Raw genomic sequence first — 21,354 nt, 5'->3', positions numbered from 1 at the left:
GCGATTATTTTTGTTACTTTAATAGTCCCAAACACCACACGTTATGCTCAGACGATTGCTTTGCGGCTTTACGCTTGCCGCGTTGATGACCCAGTACACACAGGCACAGGGCTTCCTGAAAACAGCGGGCACCCGCATAGTCAATGAAAAGAACGAGAACGTATTACTACGAGGCATCGGCCTTGGCGGCTGGATGTTGCAGGAGGGTTATATGCTGCGCGTAACCGGCAACGGCCAGCAGCAATACCGCATCCGCGAGCGAATGAAAGAACTCACCGGCGAACAGAAAACGCAACAGTTCTATAACGCCTGGCTTGCCAACCATACCACCCGGGCAGACATCGACTCCATGAAAGCCTGGGGCTTTAATTCGGTGCGACTGCCTATGCACTACAACCTTTACATGCTGGATCTGGTAGTGGAATCGGCCGCAGACCCTGTATTCCGCCAGAAAGGATTTGACATGACCGACAGTCTGCTCGCCTGGTGTAAGGCCAACAACATGTATTTGATTCTCGACCTGCATGCCGCCCCTGGCGGACAAGGCAACGACCTGAATATATCGGACCGGGATCCCTCGAAACCATCACTGTGGCAGGACAGGTCCCTGCAGGAAAGGACTATCGCCCTCTGGAAGAAATTAGCAGCACGTTATAAAGACGAACCCTGGATAGGCGGCTATGATATTATCAACGAGCCTAACTGGGGCTTTGAGGACCCGGAAAACGATAAGAACGGCCTGAAAGAAAAGACCAATGCACCGCTGCGCAAACTGATGATGGAGATCACGCAGGCGATCCGCAGTGTAGACAAACGGCACATCATCATCATAGAAGGAAACGGCTGGGGCAATAACTACAATGGTATTTTTCCGCCCTGGGATAATAATATGGTGCTGAGCTATCACAAATACTGGAACTATAATGACGATGCATCAATCGCCCATATCATTAAAGCGAGAGATCAATACAACATTCCGGTATGGCTGGGTGAAACCGGCGAGAACTCCAACGTTTGGTTTACAGAAGCCATACGTTTACTGGAGCGCAACAATATCGGCTGGGCATGGTGGCCGCTGAAAAAGTTGGGGCATAACAACCCGCTGGAAATTCCGATGAACGACAATTATCAGCGCATACTGGATTACTGGTCGGGAAAGGCCGCTGCTCCATCCGCAGAAGCAGCCTTTGCAGGCATGATGCAACTCGCGTCGGATGCGAACATCCGTAATAACATCCTGCACCGCGATGTGATCGATGCGATGATACGGCAGCCCTTCTCTCCCACTGCTATCCCCTTTAAGGAACACCTGTTGCAGGAACGCCTGGTGATCAACGCCATCGACTATGACCTGGGGCCGAACGGCGTGGCCTACTACGACCTCGACACCGCGAACTACCGCATCTCCAATCCCGCTCTGCAAGGCGGCAACAGCGGCCGCAGCTACCGCAACGACGGCGTTGACATCAGCGGCAGTGAAGTGGTGAACTTTGAGGCGGGTGAATGGTTGCAGTATACATTCACGGTGGTGACAGACGGTAAGTACAAAGTGTCAGCTATCGAGGGATATGATATTTCGGTAGATGGGAAGCCTGTATCCAACCTGCGGGCAGGCAGGCATACTTTACGTGTGAAGAGAATGACTGGGAAAGGAAGTTTGAAGGAGATTGTTTTAGAGCGGGTGTAGAACGCGCACTTCATCATTGTTTGCAAACATATGATGACGATGGCTGAACAGCTGTTCTAAAATATCTCCCCTGCTAAATGATAAGCAAACCCGAACCCTCCACCATACCGCAAACTATTTTTAAAACAGCGTATAGCCGTTTAGCATAGCACTAAACGGTAAGCAGCAATAACCCTTTCAATCACAACAGGATAAGTTGATGCGCTCATCGCGGGCCACTGCATTTAGCAGTGATCCGCGACATGAGGGCGTTAGCGGCGTATCGATTAATTACTTAAATTCAGGTATAGATTTTTGTGGCCCTTGCATTTCTGAGCGAAGACAATACTAAACTTAACCCGAGCACATGTTTAAACCAAATCTAAATCTTCAGTCCATCATCTATAGTTAACTTAAAACAAGCAATCCTATTATGAACATGACACTTTTACACAAGGCCATCTTGTGTGCGGGAGCGTTTTGTTTTGCCGGTGCTGCTCATGCCCAATCCGATATTACAAACCTCGGAGGCACGATTACCGCGCAATACAACAATACCGTACAAGTCAATGAGAACTACCCTAACCTCATCGACAACAGCACTGCTACGAAGTACTACATTCCACAAACAAATCTTTGGGTACAGTACCAGTCGCCCTTTACCGCCGTGGTTACACAGTATGCCATCACCTCGGCCAATGATGCAGCTACCCGCGATCCGCGCGACTGGACGCTGCAAGGCTCGAACAACGGCACCTCCTGGACCACCCTCGATACCCGCACCGCCGAAACCTTTGCCACCCGCTTTTTGCGCAAGACTTACAGTTTTGCGAATACCAACAGTTACCTGTACTACCGCCTTAACATCACCGCGGTAAACGGCGCTACTGCCACCCAGTTTGCGGAGTGGGAACTACTGGCGGCTACACCGGCGGCACCAACAGGACTATCTGTCAGCAACATCAGCAACTTTCGGGTGCAGCTGAACTGGACAGACAATGCTACTACAGAAACCAATTACCTCGTAGAGCGCAGCCAGACCGGCAGCAGCTTCAGGGTAATAGCGACGCTGGACAGTAACAAAACCAGTTATATCGATAGCAGTACCGCTACCGGCACGGCTTATCTCTACCGCGTTCGTACCCAGAATGCAGCAGGCGTATCGGTGGCTACAGCACATGCTTCTATCTCGACCACTTCGGCCACCGTGGGTACCGACGTAACCGACTTTACCAATGCGACACTCAGCGACCAGTATAATACCGGCGGCAACGAAGGTTATCTGAAAGCCTTTGACAACAGCGCGTATGGTAAATACCTCGCATCGGCTGCCAGCACCTGGGTGCAATATTACCTGCCAGGCGGCGCTACCCTCACCCGTTACGCCGTAACTTCCGCCAACGACTTTGCCACCCGCGACCCTAAAAACTGGGTGTTACAGGGATCGAACAACGGATCTACCTGGACGACGCTGAGTACGAAGAACAACCAGGAGTTTACCGATCGGTACCAGCGTAAACTATATGCGTTCGTTAACACCACCGCTTACACTTACTATCGTTTACATATCACAGCGAACAATGGAAATAGCCTGACACAATTTGCCGAGCTGGAACTGTACGGTACCGGCACCGGCGCTACCAACAGCGCGGTACCGGCGGCACCGTCCGGACTGGCGGCCATGAACACCGATGGCTACCAGCTGGTACTCACCTGGACCGACAACTCGACTACAGAAACCAACTTCCGGGTAGAACGTTCTACCGACAGCGTGAACTGGGTAACCGATGCTATCGTCGCGGCAAACAACACCAAATACCACTCCCGCGACCTCACGCCGCTGACAACTTATTATTACAGGCTGCGTGCAGAAAACGCGAACGGCGGATCGGCTTACGTGTTCACGAAAAAAGCAACACCCACCGGCGCGGCACCACTTACCTGGCGGGAACATTGGTTTGAGCATGACGAGCTACTGACCCGCACTTATTATAATGACCAGATCGCCGTGTACTACGACAGCGCGGTGAGCCCGGCCATTAACTGGATGTTCAGCGACTTTGCGAACGTGTGGCAGTACACGAAACAGAACTACGGCTCCTTCAGCGATCCGCGGTTGTATGCAGTGTTTCACAGCATAGCAGGCTACTCTGGCGGTCACCCGGCTACCACTTACGACTCTGCGCACGATTACCACAATACCATCGACCTGGGCGGACAGTGGGCCGAGCGTAACAGCTGGAACTACGGGGCCAGTACGCATGAAGTAGCGCATATCGTGGAATTCTCTGCGAAAAACGTAGACGGCGGCCACTCCTTCCTGATCTGGGGCGACAGCAAATGGGCAGAGATCTTTAACTACGATGTGTACAAACGCCTGGGCTGGAACCTGGAAGCTGCAGAACTGCTGGCCGACATGGAAACCAAGACAGACACCTACCCACGTGCCGGCACCCGTTGGTTCAAGAACTGGTTCTACCCTATCTACACCACGGCCGACTCGAGCGATGCCCTGAACAGGTATTTCGATCTGCTGGCAGCTTACTTCCCACAAAGGAACGGTCAATACATCCGCAGGCTGAACATGGGTGAGTTTATCCACTTCTGGAGTGGTGCCGCCCAATACAACCTGAAGAACCAGGCGGATACTGCCTTCGGTTGGAATGACATATACGAAGCACAGTTCCGCCAGGCACAATTGGATTATCCGTTCACCTATCCTAACAGCCTGCTGCTGGCATCTCCGTTGGCCGCCGTGGCACCGCCGAGGGTCAAGCTGGACTTACCGTCCATATGGCCGAACCCCGCTTCCGGAACGGTGTACCTCAACGGGCCGTTACAGGAAGGCCTGTACGATGTAGGCATCTACAGTCTTAACGGGGTGCGCGTGAAAGTCTTGAGGGTATCCGGTAAAAACGCACCGGTGAGTATATCGGGCCTGCCCAACGGGATGTACGTATTTGTCGTGAGTGACAAGAACAAGATCGTGTATACGAAGAAGATATTCGTGAACAACAAGTAAGCAGGCGGACTGGAGATAATGAAAGAGGCCCGGTAAACACCGGGCCTCTTTTTCATAGTCTAGTATTATTTATTTCAGGGAAAAAACGATTACTGTTTTAAAACGGCTTCCACCTTTTTGTACAAGGCTTCGCCACGCAGTCCCCGGGCGATTACACGGCCTTCACCGTCGACCAGGAAGTTATCGGGAACACCTTCTATGCCATATAATTTGGCAGCAGGTTCTTCCCACTTTTGCAACCCGCTCACATGGTACCAGGGCATACCGTCTTTGACGATCGCCTGCTTCCAGTACGCCAGCTTATCGTCGAGCGACACACTGAGGATATTAAAACCCTTATCGTGGAATGCGTTAAACGCTTTTACCACATTCGGGTTCTCCGCCCTGCAGGGGCCACACCAGCTGGCCCAGAAATCAATGAGCGTTACTTTACCCGTTTTCACTACATCGGACATGCGCAAATCGTTGCGGGATGTGTCTTTAGACGTAAAATCCGCCAGCTTTACACCAATGCCTGTGTTCTTTGCCACGAACATCCGTTTTGCGAGCGTACGACCCATCGGCAGTTGTTGCAGCGTGGTATCGAGCGACAGGAACAGCGGGTTGATCTTTTCATAATCAATGACCATGCCGGCCATGTTGCTGACCGTTTCGAGGGAGGTGTAAGACTTTGGATGTGCCTTCACATAACGGATGCGCACGGCTTCCGAGGAGTCTAACATCTCCCGGAAATTAGCCTCCAGCACCTTAAATTCCGGCGCCGCCTTTTCTTCCTTCGTTAAACGCATGGCCTTCATGCGAAGGGCGATAACACTGTCCATATAAGGCCGTACCACCTTGTCGAGCGCTTCAGCGTCGCGATTGATCGTGGAGCCGGTGATCTTGCCGTGGCGCACAGAATCGGTGCCGGTGAGTACGATCGTGCCGGGCTGGAGGTAAAGCTTGCGATTGTCTGGCCGGCGATCGCGGGCGCCACGGAAGCCCAGGTAGGCCACTACGGGCTCCTTTATTTCGCCTTTGAACTGGAAGGTTCCCTTTACGGTGACCATCGAATCCGTCATCTGTTTACCATCGGCAAAGTAATGCAGGTAAATCGTGTCCTGCGTGGCCTTTTGCGTTAGTTTACCTTTTACGGTAAACTTGCCGCTATACTGCGCGGAGGCAGAGAGGGCAGACAGGCATAATAGTGCTGTTATATAATTTCTCATGAGCAGAGGTGTTTTATTCGTAACCTGGGTTCTGACCAAGATTCGGGTTGTTCTGCCTGTCGGCGAAAGGTATCGGGAAGAACGCCGCTTCTTTACGCCATCTTGGTTTGCGTGCCCCAAAAATGACATCCGCCTGTCCGCGACGTTTCACATCCAGCCAGCGATGGCCCATTTCGCCAAACAGTTCTGTCTGACGTTCCTTTTCGATAGCGAGTAACAATGCTTCTTTATCGATGGTGGGATTGGTATTGATCAGCAAAGGCAGTCCCGCACGGAAGCGGATGCTGTCAACATCCTGGATGGCACCGGGCAGATTATCCTGCATAGCGCGTGCTTCGGCGCGGATGAGGTATTGCTCTGCGAGGCGGAGTACCGGGATAGCTTCGGGTGTCATCGGCGTAAGGTTACTGGTAATCTTCGTTTTTGACGGAGAGCCAAAACCATCTGTCGTCACCTTCACCCACTTCGTTCTGCGACGGTCGTTAGGTTCAAAGGCAGCCACCGTATAGGCGCTCAGGCGGGTGTTATTCAGCTTGCCCGTTTCGAGCGTATACAGGTTAGTACCGGCATTCGCGAACTGCAGGATCGCTTCTCTTGATTTGATCAGGAAAGCGCTGTCCAGTATTTCGAGGCGAAAGTTGCCTGATTCGATGACGGACGTTGCTTTCTCTTCCGCCTCTTTCCACTGCTGGCGGTAGAGGAATACGCGGGCCTGTAACGCTCTTGCGGCATCGCGGTTAGCGCGGTAGCGTAAGCCAGGGATGTTGTAACCGGTGGTGATGTTTTTCTCTGCGAAGTCGAGGTCACTCACGATCAGGTCCCACATCTTCTCAGGCGCTGTGCGTGATAAAAGAGCGTTTACGGTGTACTCCGGCGTCACGATCATCGGCAGTGAATCGTAGAGATTTACCAGGTAGAAGTTGTTCAACGCTCTTAAGAAATGCGCTTCTCCGAGGAAGTTGGCCTTGCCGGTAGCACTGATGCCTTTTGATCTTTCCACACCCAGGATCAGGTTGTTGATCATGTACATATACGAATAAGCACCACCCCAGATGGCCCTCACACCGCTTGATTGAGCCGACAAGTTGTTATCAAAAAACAGCTGTTCGTCGGTGGAGTAACTCAGCTTCGTTAACTCGTCGGAGCTAATGCCAAGCAATACGGAAAGCGTACCATCATATGGTCCGGAGCCAAACACGTTTTGTGTGGCAGCATAAATGCCGCGCATGGCCCCCTGTGTGGATTCATCGTTCGCGAAGGCAGCCTCGTTGGATATCTGGCTGATGGGCAAAGGAACATCCACGAATTTGGCGCAACTTGTCCACGCCATCAAACCAAATGCTGCGGCAGCGATATACCTGATTTGTTTATTGTTAAATGTCATAATTCTTGTTTAAGCAAAGATTAAATTCCTACCTGGATGCCAAATACCACCGTACGCAATGGCGGCAGGCGGGTCAGGAAAATTGACTCAGGATCGCCACCTTTCAATGAAGAGAAGGTAGCCAGGTTCTGTGCCTGTGCATACAGACGAAGATTACTTAGCTTGATCACCTTCAGCCATTCTGCCGGCAGCGTATATCCCAGCGACACGTTCTTTACGCGCAGGAAAGAAGCGTCTGCATAGACGTAATCCGAATACTGCATATTGTAGTTGCCGTACAGGGAGTTAGACGCAGGCGTGATTGTCGTATATTTCTGCATGAGCACCTGATCACCCGGCTGGCGCCAAGGTTCTCCTAAACCTTTCACGATGTTTTGTGGTCCGCCGACAGGCAGCGGCGTAAAACCTGACGTTGCTAATGAGGTCGCCCAGTTTCTGCCTAACTGTTTATTGAATTGCAGCAATACATCCAGCGTAAATCCTTTATAGCGGAAGGTGTTAGTCATACCGCCATAGAAGTCGGGATCGGTGTCGCCGATGGGCGCCAGATCGCCCGGGAAGCCAAACGTACCGTTCTTGTCACGGTCCATCAGTGCGTACAGGCCATTCTGCGGATCAATGCCCAAAAACTTAGCAGCCATTACCAGGTTCAGCGGCCGGCCAATAATGTATTTGGTGGCATAACTGCTTTTCGCGAGGTCCGGGAAGCGGACCAACTCGTTCTTCGGCAGGGTAATATTGAAGTTGGTCGTCCAGTCGAAATTTTTCTTCTTGAAGTTGGCCGTCGTAAATGAAAACTCCCATCCTTTATTATCGATCAACACCCCGTTAAGGTTAGCAGCTACCGTCGTAAAACCAGTCATCGAAGGCAGCGGGTAGTTCACCAGCGGATCGGATGCGCGGTTGTGATAACGCACCACGTTCACCAGGATACGATCTCTCAGGAAACCCAGTTCCAACGCCACCTCAAACTTCTTATTACGTTCCCAGTGCAAGTCTGGCTTGAACAGAGAACTCGGCACCAGGGCACTTGAATCCCGGTACGTAGGCGCAAAAACGTTCGCCGTATAAGCGTCGAGGTATTTATAATCACCAATACGGTCATTACCTGTTACACCATAACTGGCACGCAGTTTACCGTAGCTGACCTTCGGCAGGTCTTTCATGAAGTTTTCGCTGGTAAACAACCATGCACCGCCCACTGCACCAAAGTTGGAGAAGCGGTAGTTAGGACCGAAGCGGCTGGAGCCATCTCTCCTGGCAGAAAGATTCACGATGTACTTACTATTGTAATTATAGTTGGCCCTTGCGAAGAACGCTCCATACTTATACTGCGTCATCGTACTGCCCAGGCTGTTGATGTTCGAACCCACAATGCCCGTCAGCGATCCGAGGAAATCGTCGCTGGTGTAACCTGTTACACTGATATTATAGCCATCGTTACGCTGACTTTGCAGAGTGCCGCCCACCAGCACATTTATACGGTGCTGCCTGATGTTTTTGGTGTATTCCGCCTGCGGCTCCACGATCCAGCTTTTAAATACGTTGGTGCTGAAACGCGAAGCACCCGTTACCGGCCTTCCGTCATTAGGCTTGGGATTCTGGCTGGTTTTGGGCGTAATCGCCAATTCGTCCAGGAAAATACCATTGTAACCTAAACTAGTGCGCAACACAAATTCCGGTGTAACACGGTAGTTCAGCATCAGGTTACCATTGATATTATCGGTTTTGGCACTGTATTGTTGCAGCAGGTATGCCAGCGGATTGTCTCCGTTGTTGATCCCTTTCTCGTTCCAGGCCATGTTACCGGCGGAATCATATAACTGGAAGTTCGGCGGCAGGTTGATCTTGCTAGTGAGGTCTGTAGAAGGTGCATTATTCACGTTGCTGGAGTAATCACCCTTCAGCTGAGCGCTGAATTTGCCGTCCCTGGAGCTGCTGTTGATATTAAAGTGTGCAGCAGCCTGTGTAACCGGCATTTTACCTGGGTATACATTGGTTTGTCTATCGTAGTTACCACCAATATAGTATTGGACTGCCTGGCCACCTCCGGACATAGATACGCTGGCGTTGGTAAATTCTGCAGTACCACCGATGAGCGTTTCTGCAACACGGCTGTCGCGCGTGGTATCCCATTGGGTAAGATCATAGTTCCCTGCGGCACCAATCGTTTTATTGTCATTACGCAATGCCTCATAGCGCAGGTCCAGGTACTCACGGGTACTTAACATTTCAGGCACCCTCGCTTTGCTGAAGCCTGAACGTACGTCGGCGTTGATTCGTGTGGCACCTGCCTTTCCGCGTTTGGTCGTGATGAGGATCACGCCATTCGCACCCCGGCTACCATAGATCGCAGTAGCATCCGCATCTTTCAACACCTCCATGCTTTCGATGTCAGACATATTCATCGTCGAAAGCGGGTTGAGGCCGTATTTACCAGCAGGAGCAGCTGCAGAAGTCAGCCTGCTCATACCCATATTACTCACTGCCATCGGCACACCATCGATGATGAATAACGGTTCATTATCCGCGCCAATGTCCCCATCTAACTGTGTACGACCACGGATCTCTACCTTAATAGGCGCGCCCGGCACGCCACTGGTTTGTGTTACGATCACGCCCGCCACGCGGCCCTGTAGGGCCAGCACCGGGTTGTCCACCACTGTATTTTCAATCTCTTTTGCAGATACTTTTTCAATGTTACCGGTATTCATACGTTTGGACGTAAAGCCGTAAGCCTGCACCACCGTTTCATCCAGCTTCGTGGTAGACTGCGTGACGAGGATATTTCCCAGGTCGCCGCCGCGTGTCACCCTCACTTCCTTATCATCAAAACCGATGAAACGTACTAACAGCACATCGCCTACTTTGGCGCGCAGCCTGAAGCGACCTTCCAGGTCGGCGACTACCAGCGCCTTTCCGCCCCTCACTCCAACGCTTGCACCAATTAAGGCTTCACCGTTACTGGTCAGGAGCTTCCCCGTCACCTCCACCGTCGGGTCTTGCGGCGTAACGAAAGGGATTACCACTCGTTTCCTGATAAAAATTGTTTTGTTCTCGATGCTGTAGTCTAACGGCTGGTCGCGCAGTACATCTTTCAGGAAAGCCTCCAGGGGCATCTTTTCCACGTTTACGCTGATCGGGCGCGCTTCGCGCATGCTGCCGCCTTCATAAAAGAACAGGTAGCCGGTTTGCTGCTTCACAGCGCTGAACACTTCCTCCAGTGTTACCTGCCGTCCTTTAAAAGTTACCTGCTGCGCATAACTGGCGGCGGTTACTTTAAAACAGGCCACCATCATCAAAAGGACCGTTAATCTCATAATTAGCGCAATTTTTCTTCGCCGGTGATTTTCTTTCTTGGTTGATACGGGCCCGGGCATAGAAAGGGCCTTACCATTACAATTCCATTGCATAGATTTGCAGTGTTTGGATTGAAGTGATGCAATAATAGTTTAAGCGGACTGTTGTTAGCTGCTGGTCCATACGTATTGCCGGGCGCGGGTGCAACCGCCCCGGTTTTTTATTTGGACCAGGATGATCTTCTAGATTGGCTGAATCTCCATTTGGTTGATAATAGCTGGTTATTAAAAAGTTTCCCTGATGTATCTGATTATGGCGTCACCACCAGGCGGCGCCCGTCTTCTATCCTGAATTTTACGCCCATATCGCCCAGGCCTTTCAACACCTGTTGCAGCGAGAGGTCACGGCCAATTTCGCCTCTGAAAGAGCGGCGCGGCACCACGCCTTCATATACCACCTGCACGTCATACCAGCGGGCGAGTTCGCGTAATACCACGTCCAGACCCGCATCTTTGAAATAAAACACACCCTTCTTCCAGGCAGTCGCCTGTTCCACATCGGCCTGCTCGTTCAGCTGGAAAACATCATTTGCGTAAGCAGCCTGCTGACCCGGCTTCACCGGCGTAGCGCGACCGCCCGCGTTTACGGCAATGCTGCCGCTGACGAGCGTAGTCGTGATGTGTGTTTCATCTTCATAAGCTGATACGTTAAAAGCGGTACCCAGCACGGCGATTTCCACCGGTGAGGCGTTCAGGAAGAAAGGCAGCTGCGCGTTCTCCGCAACTTCTATATATACTTCGCCCTTCACCTGCACCCTCCGCTCCTTGTCGCCGAAGGCGGTAGGATACGTGATGGACGAGGCAGCGTTCAGCCACACCTTACTGCCATCCGGCAATGTGGCGCGAAACTGGCCGCCGCGGGGAGTTGACAAGGTATTATAACTCAGTTGGGCGTTACCCGCTGTATTTTCATAGATCAGCTCTCCCCCTTCTGCAGAATGCCCTGGCGGATGGCGCGTACGCTATCTTCATCCAGTGCAACACTCGATCCATCGGCCAATACCAGCGTGGCTTTGCCGGTGGCAGGGGCAACGTCGGGCGCAGGGACCGTGGCGACCGTATCTTTTACCGACGGGTTTTGTTTCAGCAACGTGTACCCGGCACCGGCGAGCAGCAACGCTATCGCAGCAGCGGCCGCCCAGCGGTACGTGCGGACTTTGCGTACACGGGCACCTTTATCGATAGCCAGTACGCGGTTGATGTTCGATTGCACCACCTGCTCGTCTACCACTGCGGGTATTTCGGCTTCCATCGCCATCAGCGAGGCGATGTTATCTACCAGCCAGGCATCGTCGTCCGTTTGCACGGTTTTCAACAGCTCCTCGCCTTCCGCGGGCGTTAATTGCCCCGTACGGTATTGTTCCAGCAGGTATGTAAATCTTTGTTGCTCCATATAACGCTAATAAAACGGACAGCCTTTCCGCCATGTAAGAAGCAGGAAAAAGCAAATAGTACTATTCTCTTGGGGATTTTTTTACAGGATGTTCAGGATGAGGTAGATCAACAAGTAAGGATGGCCTGCAGCCGCCAGGTGTTCGCGGATCTGCCTGAGCGAGGTAGTCAGCATGTTTTTAACGGTTTGTGGCGATATCGACAACTGTTCAGCGATCTCGTTTACCTTCAAACCCTGGTCGCGGCTCATGCGAAACACGCGACGGCGCTGGTCGGGCAGCCGCTCTACCGCTTCGCTCACCAGGGCTTTTATTTCCCGCACCTGCATTTGTTCAAAGGGCGAAGAGGCCACTTCCCCGGCAGCATATTGCAGCGCACCGATCTTTTCTTCGTACGTCAGTTTTTTGCGCAGGGCGGTCAGGAATTCCCGCGACGCAACTTTGTACACCCAGGCGCTGAAATGCGTCACTTCAGGCAGCTTCTCGCGGTTGAGCCAGATGCGGATAAATGTTTCCTGGATGATTTCCTCCGCCTGTGCGTCGGAACCGGTGTGTTTGCAGACAAATGGACGAAGCCGCGGATAGTAATGCCGGTACAGCTGTTCAAAACTGTTCTCATCTCCCTCCGACACTTGTTGGAGCAGCCACTTCTCGTTATGTAAGGTATTTACCAAACCGGTCAATCTGATTTCGGGTATAAACATACTCAAAAAGTCGCAGAAGGCTAAACCGGTTGTGCGACTTGTTGGTAAAGGACTTCACCTATTCGTCTTCGCGAAGCTTTTTCTCCTGGTCGATCGCCTCCTGATCCTCCTCCGGATCGGGCATATCTTCTATGTTGCCCGCTTCGCGCAGGTACTTTTCACCTTTCTTATCGATGAGTCCTTTGCCGGGCGATTCGGATTGTCCGGGTGCGGGATTACTGGCGTTGCCGCCGGGTGGGGTGGACTGCGGTTTATCGGGTGTGCTCATAAGATAGTATTTGGGTTAACAGGCACAAAAATGGTTCCATGCCCCTATTGCACCATCGCACCATAAATATTCTTTAATTGATGAGCATGCCGTTGCGTGTGTACAATGAAGAAGTTAGCCACTTCCAAACCAGTAAGGTATCCTATGGTTGGGAACTCGAACGTGGTGCAGGTGCGTGACAGGTCACGGGCTGCAATGACCCGCTCCGCCGTTTTTCGCAGTGTGTTGAGACGATCGGTGAGCGCGGCCTTGTCGTACGTTGTATCCGGTGGTACAATATCGGGCGGTGACTGCATCTTGATATCGAAATTGAGAAACATGTCGCGCAGCTCCTGTACATGCGCAGTGGCATCGCGGGTGGTTTCGGAGGTATCGCCGTCGAGCAGGGCGATGCAGCCTTCGGCAGACAGCAACGTATGTTCCACTACCTGCGCGGGCGTCCAGCTGCCGGCGAAAGGCACTTCATTTACTTTTTGATGAGCGAATAATGCGAACGTGGTGCCCATTTCGGCTACGGCCTGTGCGGCCTGTTGTGCGAGTTCTTTTTGCATCTTGTTCCGTTTTCATCAAAGGTCTGCATTTCCCCATCCAACTACCGGGGGTAAACGCGACATATCCAGGGTTTCGTGCGACACCATTGCATCCGCATCCTGCTAAATAAAATATTTTATTTTTTTTGTTTAGCGCCTGATATGGCAAAACCTGAATACTGTATTGCCAGGGCGATTTGCTAAAACATATAAGCTCATTTTCGGGGTGTTCTTATCATGTTGCTGATTCGTTATATTTGTTTTGGTATAAGACTTCACAGCCAGAATGAAAGACCGGTAGTTGACCCTTGAACCCACGTCCACGTTTTCTTTTAACCAAATCAAAACCCATTTTACACACGTATGAAAAAGTTTCTACACGCTATGCGTGCGGGCCTTATTATGTGCCTGTATGCCACTCCCCTGTTACTTTCGCAAAATGCCCGTTCGCAGTCCACCGTGTATAACGGTCCGGCCGAAGCGTTGCAAGGCGTATTGCACTCCTCGTTCATTTCATCCAACGGCCAGTATTACAACCAGACCAGCGGCGGTGCACATACTGGTTTCAATTACTGGTGGAACGCCAACGGCATCGATGCGCTTACCGACGGCTACCTGCGTACCCGCAGCAACACCTACAAAACCCGGATGAAGAATCTCCTCTACGGCATCAAAGCATCCAATGGCAACACCTATCTCAATTACTTTTATGATGATATGGAATGGATGGCCATCTCCTGCCTGCGCGCCTACCAGCACACCGGCGACACTGCGTACCTGAACGCCGTAAACGCTCTGTGGACCGACCTGCAAACGGGCATGCACCCCGAGCGCAGTTATGCCCTGCAATGGAACAAAGGCACGCCGAACAGCTTTAATGCCTGCGCCAATGCGCCGGCCCTGATCTTCATGCTGCGACTGTATCAAACCAATGGTAATGCCACCATCCTCAGCCGCGCGCAAAGCATTTATAACTGGATGAAAAGTACGCTCGTCAACCCGACTACCGGCGAAGTGTACGACAGCTACGATGCCGGCACCAATACCGTGAACACGAATCCCGGTTGGGTATTTTCGTACAACGTAGGTACCTGGATTGGCGCGGCGCTGGAGATGTACCAGGTAACCGGTAACAGCACCTACCTGAACGACGCCATCCTTTCGGCAGAACATGCGATGACGAGCCGCCTGTCCAACGGAGTATTCTATACAAATGAAACCGGCGGCGGCGATGGCGGTTTGTTCAAAGGCATCTTCGTTCGTTACTTCACGTTGCTGGCACGCGAAGGCGCGCTCAGTTCCTCCACCCGCAACCGTTATATCAACGCCATCAAGACAAGCGCGCTCGGGCTGAATGGCCGCGGTATCAACAGTGCCAACCTGCTCGCCAATCCCAACTGGACCACTAAACCGGGCGCCACCACGGATTACTCCACGCAACTAAGCGCCGTGATGCTGTTCGAAGCCGCTGCTACCCTCGACCAGGCCTTCTTTTACAAAGACCTGAACTACGGTGGCTACTCCATCGGCTTTACACCCGGCAGTTACACACACAACGCTATGGTAGCCCGCGGCGCACTGAACGACGATCTCACATCGTTCACGTTACCGGAAGGCTATTCCCTCACCTTATATGCTGATGATAATTACCTCGGCGCTTCCACCGTACGCACCGCCAGCAGCAACTGGATCGGCGCCGACTGGAATGACCGCACTTCTTCGTTCGTACTGAACCGCACTACCGGCGACGGGCTCAAAGGCGAGTACTACCAGGGCATGAATTTCAACACCCATAAACTGACACGCACGGAAGATAAGATCGACTTCAACTGGTACACCGGTTCGCCGGACTACACCATGCGCGCCGACAGCTTCTCCGTTCGGTGGACAGGCCGCATTAAACCACGTTATTCCGAAACGTATACGTTTTACCTCAACAGCGACAACGGCCGCAGGTTATGGATCAATAATGTGCTGGTGATCGATCAGTGGGTTGATAACTGGGGCGTGGAGTATTCGGCGACCGTAACGCTGAACGCCAACCAGCTCTACGACATCAAACTGGAATATTTTGAACATAATGGTGGTGCTGATTGTAAACTCGAGTGGGCCAGTACCTCACAAGCGCGCGAAGTGGTGCCTGCCAGCCAGTTCTACACGCCGCCTTCCGGCGCAAGACAGGCAGCACCGGCCGCTACACCGGTACTGAACAAAGCCGGCTTCACACTCGGCCCGAACCCGTTCAGCGACCGCGTACGCATTACAGTTGCCAACACCACGGCGGCGCGGCTGGACGTAAAGCTGTATAACCTGAACGGTGCTCCGGCTAGGGGTGTGCAGCAGATCGATAATGGTCAGTTTGCGAATTTGAGCGGATTACCCGCCGGCATGTATATCATCAGGGTAGCAGCGGGCGAACAGGTATTTACAAAACAAATATTGAAGCAATAACCTTCCGGGACTGCGCATGTGTTGCGCAGTCCCTTTATTTTCCACCAAACAATAAGCGAAGATAAAACGTAGGCTGGGCCAACTTCTTGCGAATATCCACCTCATGGAACATGCTTGTCAGCAACGTACGCAACTCTTTGTTACGACGCGCCATTTTCATCAGCATATTCAGGATGAACGGGTATTTGATCAGCTTTTGCAATTTCGTACTCATCGTCAGCTCGGGACCTAAAACGCGGTACACGTTTTCATCATACGCCTGCATGAACGCCGCCGAATAGTCATCTGCTTCCAGTGATTTAATCGCCTGCTGCGCTGCCATGCGACCGGTATATAGCGCATTCCCGATCCCTTCTCCCGTAAAAGGATCGATGAGGTACCCCGCGTCGCCGGTAAGCATATACCGTTCGCCGGAAAGCGGACGTTTTTTACTGCCCAATGGCAAACCGTAACCATCGATGGAGCCGATCAATTCTGCATGTTTAAACCGCTCCTTCATTTCAGGATCGTTGTTCACCGTATCGAGCAGCATCTTTTTGAGATTCGCTTTCTTTTGCCGGATGGATTTACTGAGCATACCTACGCCTACATTCGCCTCGCCGTTGGGCAACGGGAAAATCCAGAAGTAGCCTGGCAGCATATCTTTCAGGAAGTGTAGTTCAATGAAGTTATCGGCATGCAGTCCGCTGATGTTTTTATAATATGCGCGAATGCCCGCCACATAATGTTCCGGCTCCATATGAATGCCGGCCACCTCTTTTGTGAAGGTAGAATGCGCGCCATTCGCCACGATCACCAGTTTCGCTTTGATCTGCGTATTGTTTTTGGCGTCGCTTAACAGGTAACCATCTGCCTGTAATTCATGACGGTTAATATCAACCCCTTCGAGCAACTGCACGTGCGGACAGCGTTTCAGTTCATCGACCAGGAAATTGTCGAAGTCCATCCGTTTGCACACGAAACCTCGCGGCTCGCCCGGTTTCTTCTGGTAATTGGCTGCGTAAGGAATATCGATGCCGATGCGGTTGGCTGCTACAAAGTTGACCCCGAAGCTGTCGAGTTTAAACTGCGCCGCCAGCAATCTGGCGCCAATCGCAGGATCGATGCGGTTGAGGAGTGTGAGTACTTTGCCACTCAGCCCATCGCCACAAACCTTGTCACGGGGAAAAACAGCTTTGTCTACGACAGTGCATGACACGCCGCTGTAAGCGAGTTGGAGAGCGGCGGTAGCGCCTGCGGGGCCTGCACCGATGATGCAGATATCTGTGTGGATCATTGTTTATGCTTCAGGATGCTGCATCTGCAGCGTTAATTCATGAAAGGCAACCCATCGCACTTATTGACCAATGCTGATTCTTCCTGAATCGCCCGGCAAAGAATCCTTCGCTGGCGGCACAGGTCGTGGCAGCGGCTCCGGATCGGGTACATATTCAACTTCCTCAATGCGAATTTCCTCTACCCGCGGCTTCTGGCCGCAAGCCACGAAAAACTGGGCTACTAACAAAATCGGGATGATATATTTCATAGATCGTAAATATAATACCCTTTCTTCAATTCAAATAATAACCATTGCACCAGCTTCAGCACCAGGCGCGGCCGCCGTTGTGTCACTCACTTCAGCGACAGTTGCTCTACCCATCATCACGAGCGCAGCAAAGTGAACATCCGCTTCAGTAATTAATGGCCGCCAGTCGATATTGCCGCGAAGATAATTACCACCCCATCTTCGCCCCAATAAACGCAATCAACTTATCCGCCATCGCCTGCTGCTCGTTCACCGACGGGTGGCCGGGACTATCTTTATAAGGGAAGAAACAGGTGTGCATACGTTTATCATTCAGGGAAGCTACCGCTTTCTCAACGTAACCCGGCCATGGCGAACCTTTGCGGGTGATGTCCATATTACCGAGGGCGCAAATGATAGTGGCCTTCGGGTAATGGCTGCGGATCTTTTTAACGAATGCGGCATACGCAGCTACGATCTGGGCTTCGCCGGGCTTCTGGCCGTTGAAGCGGGCTTTGAACTGTTCGTGGTTAGGGAGGTTCACCAGCCAGGAGTCATTTTGGAAAAGGTTGATCACTACGACATCGGGCGTGTAACTGGAAAAGTTCCAGCGACTTTGCGGATCAGTGGGATCAGTGCGATCGTAGATCTCTGGCATGATGATCGGGCTCCAGCTGACCAAAATACCAATGCCACTCCGGGCGGTCAGGTGCGCGTCCGCACCGAAGTGTCGGGCGGTGATGGTGGCGTAACTGAGCCAGGCGTTTTCGTAAGGTGCGGTGCCGCGGTCTTTGCCGGAGGTATCTTCTACGGCATAAGCGCAGGTGATGGAATTGCCGAAGAACTCGATCTTACGTTTCGCAGCAGCGGGGGCTTTTAATAAGGTTGTTTGGGCCGCAGGTTGCAGTTCGTACAGCCAGGTCTTACCAAACTCCCATTCCGTACGGCGGAACAATTCCAGCTGGTGGTTACCTGCTGGTAGTCCGGCGGCAAGGGTGTACAGCTTCTTCGTCGAATCCAGTTCCAGCTTTTGTGTGATGTGGCCGTCGATGATAACGTTATAGGTATTTAATCCCTTTTCATCTTTCAATAAAGCTTTTAATCCGGTGCCGGTAAAGTTTACTTTTACAGACGTGGCAGACCAGGACAATTGAGCGGCGGAATCGGAGAACGCCACACGGCCGGTATAACGGATACGGGCATCATTGCTTTTAACAGGCGTTTGCGCGGTGCCGTTGGAACAGGCGAATAGCGCGAGTACAGGCAGTAAACGAAATGGCATCATCCTTCAAATATAATATATTTCCAGTCCGGAAGCGGACAATCCACTGTACCAAAAACGGACAGCATACGCATCTAACTATATTGATAATCAACACCAATGCTACTGGCATTAATTTCGTACTCACCGGCAAACTCCTTCCGCCATGATCAAGAGTTATTTCCTTTCCTCGTTCCGCTTCCTGCGTAAAAACAAACTTTTTACGGGGATCAATGTGTTTGGACTGGCTATCGGAACGCTGTGCTGCCTGTACATTTTGTGCTACGTAACCGGGCATCTGCGGTACGATCGGCACCATGCGGAGGCGGACGGTATCTATCGCGTAACTACGTCCATAAAGCTCCCCAGTTCCTCCAGGGATATGGCCACTGCCTCCCCTCCCATTGCTGCCGCCATGAAGCAGGACTTCGGCGAGGTGAAACAATATACCCGCGTTATCCCCACCCTGGGTGTAAACCAGCACCTGCTGCGTTACCAGGGTAATACGTATTACGAGCCGCAGGCGCTGCTCACAGACTCTACGTTCTTTGACGTTTTCAGCTACCACTTCGTGTACGGCAATCCCAAAACGGTATTTAAGGAACCTTACACCATGGTGCTCCGCAAGGATGTGGCGGAAAAGCTATTTGGCGACAAAGACCCGGTGGGCCAGCTCGTTGAACTGGACAACGCCTGGGAAAAACGCCCCTTAAAAGTGACGGGTGTATTTGATGAAAGCCTGGGCGCCTCACACCTGGAGGCGGGTATGTTCATCTGCATTAATGGTTATAGTGAAGACATCGGCAACAATAAGACCTGGAGCGGGAACAACTATACACATACTTATGTGAAACTACATCCGCAGGCAAATGCAGCAGCACTGGAACGTAAGCTGCCCGCCTTTCTCGAACGGCATGGCGGTGAGGAGATGAAGCGGGGCGGCGTTAGTAAAGTATTACACCTGCAACCGCTGACGGAAATACATACGACAGCCGGGCTGGCCGCCGACACCGGCAAACCCGTGAGCCGCACGTTCCTGTACATCCTGGTGCTGATCGCCGTGCTGATACAAGTCATCGCCTGCATTAATTTCATGAACCTGTCTACCGCGCGGGCGGCAAAACGGGCAAGGGAAGTAGGTGTGAGAAAGGTGATCGGTGCGGGTAAATTCAGTCTCATCGCACAGTTCCTGGGAGAATCGTTCCTGCTGTCATTGATCAGCGTGCTGATCGCCATTCCACTGCTGATTGCGCTGCTGCCCTACCTCAACCAGTTGACACAGGCGAGCATCAATATCCATTTCCTGCATGACTATACGGTTTGGATAGCGCTCGCCGGCATCGTACTCGTAACGGGGCTTGCGGCTGGCAGTTACCCGGCGTTTTACCTGTCGGCCTTCCAGGCGGTGAAGGTATTGAAAGGCAACTTTTCCAATCACATATCGGCGGCCGGTGTGCGGCGTTCTTTGGTGGTATTCCAGTTCGTGGTATCCATCATCATGATCACTGGAATTATCGTGATCTACAGCCAGCTTCAATATATCAGCAGTAAAGACCTTGGCTTCAACAAAAGCCAGCAATTGCTTTTCCGCTTCCCTACCAATGAGGCGAAAGATCAGTCGGAAGCCTTTGCACAGGCAGTACGGGAGTTGCCGGAAGTTAAAGCCCAGAGCCGGATGACCGCCATCCCCGGGCAGTTCGAGTATAACAACTGGGGCGTGTATCTTTCCGGCGGCGATGTAGCGCATTCCATCCACCAGCTGAACATCACTGCGGACGAGCATTTCATCAGCACCTTCGGTATAAAATTGCTGAGCGGCGCTAACTTTCACCCCGGCGACTCGGGCAAGGCGCTGATCAATGCAACGTTGGCGCGGCAGCTAGGACTTAACATCGCCGACGCACCCGGCACACGATTGTTCACCAGTATCGGTGAAACGCTGGAGATCGCGGGCGTTATACAAGACTTTAACCTGCAATCGCTGCGCGAGAACGTAAAACCGTTTATGCTGTTATACGCCCGCAACCCGCAACGTACAGGCACCTTGATGGTGAATGTACACAGCACCGACTATCCCCGGCTGCTGGGTAAAATGGAAGGGTTATGGCAACAGCACATGAAAGGCTATCCGTTTGTGTATGCGTTTATGGACGAGCAGCTGCAGCGTCTTTACCAAAGTGAAGAAACGCTTTCCCGCATCATCAACGCCTTCGCCCTGATCGCGATTTTTATTTCCTGCCTGGGACTTTTTGGATTGGCGGCGTTCAATGCCGAGCAACGGGCCAAGGAGATCAGCATCCGTAAAGTGATGGGCGCCAGTGTGAGCGGTATCATACAATTGCTGTCGAAAGACTTCCTAAAACTCGTACTAGCCTCGTTCTGCCTGGCAGCACCTGTAGCCTGGTGGGCCATGGACCGTTGGCTGAACCAGTTCGCCTACCGCGTGGATATCAGCTGGTGGATGTTCGCCACGGCGGGCCTGCTCGCCCTTATCATCACCCTGGCCACGGTAAGCCTGCAAGCCATGAAAGCCGCGGTGAACAGTCCGTTAAAGAGTTTACGAAGCGAGTAACCGGCTAAAAAAAGCTGCCTTTACGAGGCAGCTT

Annotated in this window: 15 protein-coding genes; 4 read left to right on the top strand and 11 right to left on the bottom strand. The window is 52.1% G+C overall.

Annotated elements, in window-relative coordinates:
• The first annotated feature begins 43 nt into the window (after positions 1-43).
• Together MKQ68_RS05435 and MKQ68_RS05430 are read left to right on the top strand one after the other, a co-directional pair.
• The gene (locus MKQ68_RS05435; RefSeq protein WP_264282404.1) at positions 44-1,687 is read left to right on the top strand and encodes a cellulase family glycosylhydrolase; all 1,644 of its coding nucleotides are present in this window, start codon (positions 44-46) and stop codon (positions 1,685-1,687) included.
• A gap of 412 nt (positions 1,688-2,099) precedes the next feature.
• Entirely contained in the window at positions 2,100-4,688 is a 2,589-nt protein-coding gene (locus MKQ68_RS05430; protein WP_264282403.1) for a fibronectin type III domain-containing protein, read from the top strand.
• An 89-nt stretch (positions 4,689-4,777) separates the two neighbouring features.
• On the opposite strand, the gene MKQ68_RS05425 is transcribed toward MKQ68_RS05430, so the two are convergent.
• The 8 genes from MKQ68_RS05425 to MKQ68_RS05390 form a co-directional block, all read right to left on the bottom strand.
• Positions 4,778-5,896, bottom strand: a complete 1,119-nt coding sequence (locus MKQ68_RS05425; protein ID WP_264282402.1) for a TlpA disulfide reductase family protein — start codon at positions 5,894-5,896, stop codon at positions 4,778-4,780.
• 13 nt (positions 5,897-5,909) lie between these two features.
• On the bottom strand, positions 5,910-7,280 hold the full coding sequence (locus MKQ68_RS05420; RefSeq protein ID WP_264282401.1) for a RagB/SusD family nutrient uptake outer membrane protein: 1,371 nt from the start codon (positions 7,278-7,280) through the stop codon (positions 5,910-5,912).
• A 20-nt stretch (positions 7,281-7,300) separates the two neighbouring features.
• A complete protein-coding gene (locus tag MKQ68_RS05415) occupies positions 7,301-10,600 on the bottom strand; it encodes a SusC/RagA family TonB-linked outer membrane protein (RefSeq protein ID WP_264282400.1) in 3,300 nt (1,099 codons plus the stop codon).
• A gap of 290 nt (positions 10,601-10,890) precedes the next feature.
• A complete protein-coding gene (locus tag MKQ68_RS05410) occupies positions 10,891-11,511 on the bottom strand; it encodes a FecR family protein (protein ID WP_244845502.1) in 621 nt (206 codons plus the stop codon).
• A 44-nt stretch (positions 11,512-11,555) separates the two neighbouring features.
• On the bottom strand, positions 11,556-12,032 hold the full coding sequence (locus MKQ68_RS05405) for a hypothetical protein (RefSeq protein ID WP_244845503.1): 477 nt from the start codon (positions 12,030-12,032) through the stop codon (positions 11,556-11,558).
• A gap of 81 nt (positions 12,033-12,113) precedes the next feature.
• On the bottom strand, positions 12,114-12,734 hold the full coding sequence (locus tag MKQ68_RS05400; protein ID WP_264282399.1) for an RNA polymerase sigma factor: 621 nt from the start codon (positions 12,732-12,734) through the stop codon (positions 12,114-12,116).
• A gap of 58 nt (positions 12,735-12,792) precedes the next feature.
• Positions 12,793-13,002 carry a hypothetical protein gene (locus MKQ68_RS05395; RefSeq protein ID WP_264282398.1) on the bottom strand — a complete coding sequence of 70 codons (210 nt, stop codon included), beginning with the start codon at positions 13,000-13,002 and terminating at the stop codon, positions 12,793-12,795.
• Positions 13,003-13,046: 44 nt separating this feature from the next.
• Positions 13,047-13,553: a DinB family protein gene (locus tag MKQ68_RS05390; protein ID WP_264282397.1), complete on the bottom strand. Its 507-nt coding sequence runs from the start codon at positions 13,551-13,553 to the stop codon at positions 13,047-13,049.
• A gap of 342 nt (positions 13,554-13,895) precedes the next feature.
• On the opposite strand from MKQ68_RS05390, the gene MKQ68_RS05385 reads away from it, so the two are divergent.
• The gene (locus tag MKQ68_RS05385) at positions 13,896-15,983 is read left to right on the top strand and encodes a glycoside hydrolase family 76 protein (protein ID WP_244845507.1); all 2,088 of its coding nucleotides are present in this window, start codon (positions 13,896-13,898) and stop codon (positions 15,981-15,983) included.
• Positions 15,984-16,017: 34 nt separating this feature from the next.
• Here MKQ68_RS05385 and MKQ68_RS05380 read toward each other — a convergent pair whose 3' ends face one another.
• The 3 genes from MKQ68_RS05380 to MKQ68_RS05370 all read right to left on the bottom strand — a co-directional run bounded on the left by MKQ68_RS05380 (position 16,018) and on the right by MKQ68_RS05370 (position 18,772).
• A complete protein-coding gene (locus tag MKQ68_RS05380) occupies positions 16,018-17,259 on the bottom strand; it encodes an NAD(P)/FAD-dependent oxidoreductase (RefSeq protein WP_264282396.1) in 1,242 nt (413 codons plus the stop codon).
• Positions 17,260-17,319: 60 nt separating this feature from the next.
• Positions 17,320-17,508, bottom strand: a complete 189-nt coding sequence (locus tag MKQ68_RS05375; RefSeq protein WP_244845511.1) for a hypothetical protein — start codon at positions 17,506-17,508, stop codon at positions 17,320-17,322.
• Positions 17,509-17,695: 187 nt separating this feature from the next.
• Positions 17,696-18,772: an SGNH/GDSL hydrolase family protein gene (locus tag MKQ68_RS05370; RefSeq protein WP_264282395.1), complete on the bottom strand. Its 1,077-nt coding sequence runs from the start codon at positions 18,770-18,772 to the stop codon at positions 17,696-17,698.
• Between the two features lie 142 nt (positions 18,773-18,914).
• On the opposite strand from MKQ68_RS05370, the gene MKQ68_RS05365 reads away from it, so the two are divergent.
• Positions 18,915-21,320, top strand: a complete 2,406-nt coding sequence (locus MKQ68_RS05365) for an ABC transporter permease (protein WP_264282394.1) — start codon at positions 18,915-18,917, stop codon at positions 21,318-21,320.
• Positions 21,321-21,354: the final 34 nt, after the last annotated feature.

Source organism: Chitinophaga horti, assembly GCF_022867795.2.
Taxonomy (GTDB): Bacteria; Bacteroidota; Bacteroidia; order Chitinophagales; family Chitinophagaceae; genus Chitinophaga; species Chitinophaga horti.
The sequence above is the reverse complement of the archived record's forward strand: the minus strand, read 5'-3'. Positions and strand labels throughout refer to the sequence as shown.